Genomic DNA, 1,675 nt, shown 5'->3' on the forward strand with positions numbered 1-1,675 from the left:
TTTCTCTTGTGATGGGGTTATCTTTTGCTGTTGCTCTCCTGCTTGTCGTATTTGCAGGAGCTGAATTGTTTACGGGGAATCATATGGTTTATACAGTCAGTACGCTATCGGGAGTCACGACATGGAAAGATACGTTCAAAAACTGGACGTGGTGTTTTATCGGAAATGCGATAGGTGCGTTTGGGCTTTGTTTGTTAATTACCGGAACCGGTTTGTTTAAAGGAATTGAACCGAACCATTTACTTATGACGCTGGCAGCTAAAAAAATGAATTTGCCGGTCAGTGAATTATTTTTTCGCGGCATCCTTTGCAACTGGCTTGTTTGCCTGGCAATTTGGACGGCTGCGCGCACTAAAAGCGATGCGGCAAAGATCATGCTTATTTTTTGGATGCTGTTTGCATTTGTTGCTTCAGGATACGAGCACAGCGTGGCAAATATGACGTTTCTTGGTCTAGCTTTATTGCTTCCGCATCCTGATGCGATTTCGGCTGCTGGACTATTTCATAATTTAATTCCCGTTACACTCGGAAACATCATAGGGGGAGGACTGTTTGTAGGAAGCATTTACTGGTTCGTGAACGCTAGGCAGCTGAAAGAAAACGCAAAACAGCCGGCTGCTCTCTCAAATGACTTGAATTCTGCTAAACTGTCTAAATAACAAAAAACCGCTCTTTGTACCATGTAGTCTGCTTTTTAAAGCTATCATCACGGTATTTTAGAGCGGTTTCTTCTATATAATATAAACTGCTTAAAGCGTATTCACATCTATACGTATCGAACAAGCAGTATCGTTCTTCATTTTATAGAAACAGGATGTCTGTGAGAATTGAATCGGACAGATTCTGTTGAAATGAATGTGTGAGGGTGCAGGTATCATCGAAGAGGCAGAGGGCATCTTAGAATTTTAATGTTGTTTGGCATTTTATGCTCTTTTTGAGCATCCTTAAAGCAGTTGTACATTGCTTTGCTGCCTGAATGATTAGCGGAGTGAATCGTAATTCGATCGGCATATAAATGATGCTTTACCATAAAATGCACGAGCATTAATCCATTCCGTGTCTTACTCAGTAAATCGTGATCGAGTGATAAATGTTCAACATCGAATGATCTTAGCAGATCAATACATTCATCAATCGTTTCGGCTAAAACATGACCGTCAGGGCATTTGCGATAGTCGTCTAGAAAAACATTGATTTTCATGACTGATTCTCCCTTCCTTGCCTTGTATTTAGTGTAACATACATAATGTCATATACCTACCTAAGTCTATTCGACACATTTTAAGTCATTCCTTCTTAAATAGGGGTAAAAACACGAATTTTTATCATTATTTGCATATTCACGGCGAATAAACAGGAAATAAGAGAAGAGATGTCGAACGAAAAATGAATAAATAAACAGTTTAAACTGGAAATTAACTTTTTTTATTCCGCGACCTTTGTGTAAGAAAGTCATTTCAATCTCAGGTTTGATGAGGGATGGAACGGAATTAACCAATAAAACATTGTGAGAAAAAAACGATAATTTGTGATTTTTTTAAAATAAATTGGAAATTTCTCTTTACGAAAAAGATGTTTGGGACGTATAATTTGATTTAAGGATTTTTTGGAACATAGTATGACAATATGACAAAAAGAAAAGTAAGGTGAATAGAATGGGTAAGTTATTTAGTAT

At 37.6% G+C, this 1,675-nt stretch carries 2 protein-coding genes; one reads left to right on the forward strand and one right to left on the reverse strand.

The window, feature by feature from the left end:
* The coding region (locus AC1DRF_RS26495; protein ID WP_477742129.1) for a formate/nitrite transporter family protein at nucleotides 1-659 on the forward strand (659 nt) is incomplete at its 5' end.
* 215 nt (nucleotides 660-874) lie between these two features.
* Here AC1DRF_RS26495 and AC1DRF_RS26500 read toward each other — a convergent pair.
* On the reverse strand, nucleotides 875-1,201 hold the full coding sequence (locus tag AC1DRF_RS26500) for a cyclic-phosphate processing receiver domain-containing protein (RefSeq protein ID WP_025749520.1): 327 nt from the start codon (nucleotides 1,199-1,201) through the stop codon (nucleotides 875-877).
* Between the last annotated feature and the right edge of the window lie 474 nt (nucleotides 1,202-1,675).

It is taken from the genome of Priestia sp. P5_B4, assembly GCF_056400385.1.